This is a genomic window from Mycolicibacterium palauense (assembly GCF_002592005.1).
Lineage (GTDB): Bacteria > Actinomycetota > Actinomycetes > Mycobacteriales > Mycobacteriaceae > Mycobacterium > Mycobacterium palauense.
On record NZ_NVQF01000169.1, the window covers coordinates 1 to 4,034 of the forward strand.

A 4,034-nucleotide genomic window follows, 5' to 3' on the forward strand; every position below is an offset into this window, starting at 1 on the left:
CCACAAAGGCAAACTGCTCGAACGGCCCACCGACATCACCCCACCGACACCGCCCTCAAACGACGACGAGCACACCGGAACGGAGGTCGCCTGAAACACCCCGATCCACAGGAATTGACAATTTCTCTTCCAGGGACGACCGCGCCGCCGCCCCGAGGGCATCAACGGCTCGATCAACGACCACAAATCATCAGAAATCACATCAGCCCGGACCACCTGAACAGCATCAAGCACAACACCATTCACACTAAGCAGACACGCCCTAGTACGAAGCCGCCCCCTCTCACCATAAGGGCGGCCACCGAGGCTAACTTCTATTCGGCGACCGCCCCCGGTGTTGAGCTGATCAGCCCGCGACCGCCTCCAGAGCGTCAGCGGCCTCGATGAGCATCGCGGCAAGCCTGCGTGCCTCGTCCGCAGAGAGGCCTATTCCGTCGGCACCGAACACCGAGATTTCGGGCGTGTAGCTTCCGTCGTCAGCGCGTTGTTCCGCGGAGACTGAGACGCCGACCTTCGGAGTGTCGTGTTCTGACCACGTGAGCGTGCGCATCAGCACGCCGTCCTCAGTAATCGAAGGCCAGTCGTCAGCGGTCGCGCCAGCGGGAATTGGGACGTTGGGGTTGGTGATGTTCATGATGATTCCTGTTCTGCGCTTGAGTGTTTCGAGAGAGTGCTGTACAGCAACCGGTACAGCAACCCGGTCAATTTCCGGGGTATTCGGGACTGTACGTAGATGTACTGACATTGGTCATTCACCTGCGATAACCGGTCATGGGCGGACACCCACGGGCGCCAGTAGAGAGCCTGGGGGTCAAGTGGTCGCAGGTTCAAATCCTGTCAGCCCGACCATCGAAAACCCGCTCTGACCAGCGTCGGAGCGGGTTTCTTGGTTCAACGGTCCGGCGCAGATCTTGGCCAGTGGGCCAGCAGTGTCCCAAGGGGATTCCAGTGGGCCAAGCGTCAGCCGAAGAGGGCGGCGCCGGCGGCGCGCAGATCGTCGGAGTAGATCGATAGGGAGACGGCCGGATCATGGCCGTGCCAGGCCGCGACGACGTGCACTGGCAAACCGCTCGCGAGCATCAGGCTGACGCTGGTGTTGCGCAGACCCTTGAGGTGGATGCGGCGCAGACCGACGCGCTGACGGAGACGCTGGAACTGGTCGGAGTACCACTCGTGGCGGATGGGGGAGCCATCCTCGCGGACTGCGATCAGACGGTCGTCCGACCACGGAATTCCGAAGGCTTTGGCTACGTCTTGCCGCACTTCTTGAGGTGTTCCAGGGCGCTCGCCAGCTCGGCGGGAAGTGGCAGTTCCCGAACGCTACGGCGCGACTTCGGCAGCCCCTCGATGGCCTCCTTACCGACAGCGACACGACTGCGGCGGATCGACAGGGTGTCGCCTTCAATTGCAGACCATCGGATACCGAGAACCTCGGAGCGGCGAAGCCCATAGCAGCTCAGGAGCCAGCACGCGAACAATCGGTCGTTGCGAACCGAGGTGCGGAACTTCTGGACCTCCGCGGGGTTCCAGGATTTCGAGGTCTGGGGCTGGTCCACGATGAGTTCGTCGGCCGGGCGCTCTACGAGCGCAGTGACGTTGCGCGGGAGCGCACCCTGACCGACGAAGGACTGAACCACCATTCCGAAGGTGGTTAGTGTCGAGCGGACCGTTACGGGTTTGACCCCGCGCAAACACGAAAGCTCTGGCTTGGCTGCTTTTATCGCGTAGCCGCCTCGGCGCAGCCGGGTGATGCGACTTGCTCGGAGCAGACCTGCTGACCCAAGCAGGTGTGGACATCCTCACCCGGATAGGCAGCCGCGAGACTAGCTGCGGACATTCCCTCAGGGTAACTCGCGATCTGTTGCGCGACGCGTGCCGCCAGACTGCCCGGACGGGATCGCTTTCGTGGGCTGCGCCTCCTGTGTCAGCATCCAGACAACCAGCGCGTCGCCGTCGGCCTTAGTCAACTGCTGCAGCTTCCTGCCGTCCAGGAATGGGACTAACCCAGCTTCTGACGGTGTTTGCCTAGCGATAGAGCGGGGCTAACAGGGCGACGGTGTCTTCCAAGCCCGCCGGATAATTGCGTACACGCCGCGGGTCGGGTTCGGGGCCGATCGACTGCGCCTCGTAAAGGGACACTGCGTATTCCGTCATGCGGATGGCGTTGTCGAACGCATCCAAAGTTATTGCCAACAGCGGTGTGTCATCCAGCTCCTTTTCGTCGAAGACGTAGCCCGCTAACCACTTAAAGCCGTGCACGAACCCGGAGCCGAGTGAGTAGAAGCTCTTGGCGCTGCGCGGGTGCAATACCGTCTCTAGATCAGGGTCTGGCTTGCGCGGTAGATGCTTGTCCATCCAGTTTTCGGCATCAGAAACCAGCTTCAACGGCCCCCCCGTGGGTCCGGTGATCGCTTCCGCGGGGAGCGCCGTGATCGTGTCCTGCCGCTCCGCCACCCGCGCACGGCGCTTTTCAAATTTGGCCAAGTCTGCTTCGGCCAGGGGGTCGGTGCGGGCCTCCAAGGCCTCGGTCTCCAGCTTTTCGAACTCTTCCTGGCGGCCGCGCTCGCCCTTCAGGAACCCGTAGCAGCGGCGAATACGCTCCTCTGTGTCTGTCTCACTGATGAGCCAGATGGACTTCGCCGATGACTCCATGGCGATGCGGCACAACGCCGCCATCGAGGAGGTTCGAATCTGGCCCTGCCTAATGGCGAAAGCGATTACTTCGGCTGCCGACGCAAGATGCTCGGCGGCGTTCATGGTGGGGTACAGCGCAGTCGCACTGACCAGGTTTGGCTCACCCTCAAGGGTCACCGCGGCGTCGTCGCGCGCGAATCGGCTTTGGTCGTGGATCGAGTTTGGCCGCAAGCCCCAGGCTAGGAATGCCTTCGCTTGAGCGGCGCGGTCGCCGATAAGCGCAAGGAACATTGCCCGCATTAGCCGGTGCGCATCCTTCGGGTAGGCGGCCTTCAGCTTGTCCCAATCGATCCCGGAGAAATCCGGCCGTGGCATCGGCTCACCCGGCCTGGCCGGGCGCGGCATCTTGACACCGAATGCCTCCGGACCCGGTTCCCTGCTGGCGTCCGCCGCTAGCCGGCGCTGCTTCTCGAGCTCGCGCCGTCGTTCCTTCGCGGCCTTGTTATCGCCACGCTTGCCCATCAGCCCGTCCCTTTCAACCCACTGCGTCGATGCAGCTGGCACCTCACCGTAGGTGGCCTTACTGACATACCGCACGCGAATTCTAGGGGGCAAGCATTTTGGGCCTGGGACCTTCGGAGCCTGGCAGACTGACGCTGCACATGCGTCAGTAACTGGGAGGACATCGGCTATGTATTACCTGCTCAAGCCCGACGCGACAGTCTGGTGGACCGACATCAGCGAGCAGATGATCGCCCGCGCGCGGCGGGATCACCCGGAACTTGACATCGACCTGGGCCGCCTCGAGTGGAAGCGTGCTGAGCGCACATTCGACGCCGGAACTCTGAACATCGCTCTTCGAAAGGGCGAAGCGGTCGCGCAGGGCTTGACGGTGGCGGCGGGTGCACTAGTGCCGTTGGACTACTACCGCGATATGGTCGCGATCGAGGCGCGGACCAGTGGCCGTGATCTAACTACGTTGCCGCACGCCGATTTGTTCGAAGCCCTCATGCCAGGCTGGACCGAACAAACGCGTCAGCTGGACAACGACGTTGCTAAGGGCCAGACACGGATCGTTGCACGTGCACAGCAGGATCTAAATAACGCCTTCGCCGAACCACTCTCCCCGGAACTTGTCGAACACTGGCAGAAACTGGGTGGCGCATTGCCACCCGAAGTCCCGCCCGGTGGGCTAGGGCGTGTCTGATAAATGCGGTAACCAGAGCGTGATGGCCCGTAGGACTGCTGCGCCCCGGTAGGTGATGGCGAGCTTGTCGTAGCGGGTGGCCAGACCGCGCCATTGCTTGGTGTCATTGAATCCTCGTTCAATGACGTTGCGGCCCTTGTAGTCGTCGGCGTCGAATGCTGGCGGTCGGCCGCCGTGGGTGCCGCGACGTTTT

Annotated in this window: 6 protein-coding genes; 1 reads left to right on the forward strand and 5 read right to left on the reverse strand. The window is 62.5% G+C overall.

What is annotated here, in order from left to right:
* Nucleotides 1-346: 346 nt before the first annotated feature.
* The 4 genes from CSR00_RS29480 to CSR00_RS29490 all read right to left on the reverse strand — a co-directional run bounded on the left by CSR00_RS29480 (nt 347) and on the right by CSR00_RS29490 (nt 3,156).
* Complete coding sequence (locus tag CSR00_RS29480; protein ID WP_099025893.1) at nt 347-634, reverse strand: hypothetical protein; 288 nt, start codon at nt 632-634, stop codon at nt 347-349.
* A gap of 326 nt (nt 635-960) precedes the next feature.
* Nucleotides 961-1,263, reverse strand: coding sequence for a tyrosine-type recombinase/integrase (locus tag CSR00_RS31490; protein ID WP_245906746.1), 303 nt, complete (start codon nt 1,261-1,263; stop codon nt 961-963).
* Entirely contained in the window at nt 1,248-1,640 is a 393-nt protein-coding gene (locus CSR00_RS31495) for a site-specific integrase (protein ID WP_245906748.1), read from the reverse strand. Before CSR00_RS31495 ends, CSR00_RS31490 begins: the two co-directional genes overlap by 16 nt.
* A gap of 385 nt (nt 1,641-2,025) precedes the next feature.
* The gene (locus CSR00_RS29490; RefSeq protein ID WP_099025894.1) at nt 2,026-3,156 is read right to left on the reverse strand and encodes a hypothetical protein; all 1,131 of its coding nucleotides are present in this window, start codon (nt 3,154-3,156) and stop codon (nt 2,026-2,028) included.
* 169 nt (nt 3,157-3,325) lie between these two features.
* Here CSR00_RS29490 and CSR00_RS29495 point away from each other — a divergent pair, with 169 nt between their 5' ends.
* On the forward strand, nt 3,326-3,841 hold the full coding sequence (locus tag CSR00_RS29495; RefSeq protein WP_099025895.1) for a class I SAM-dependent methyltransferase: 516 nt from the start codon (nt 3,326-3,328) through the stop codon (nt 3,839-3,841).
* Here CSR00_RS29495 and CSR00_RS29500 read toward each other — a convergent pair.
* On the reverse strand, nt 3,827-4,034 hold a 208-nt coding region (locus CSR00_RS29500; protein ID WP_141564534.1), incomplete at its 5' end, for a transposase. The genes CSR00_RS29495 and CSR00_RS29500 overlap by 15 nt on opposite strands.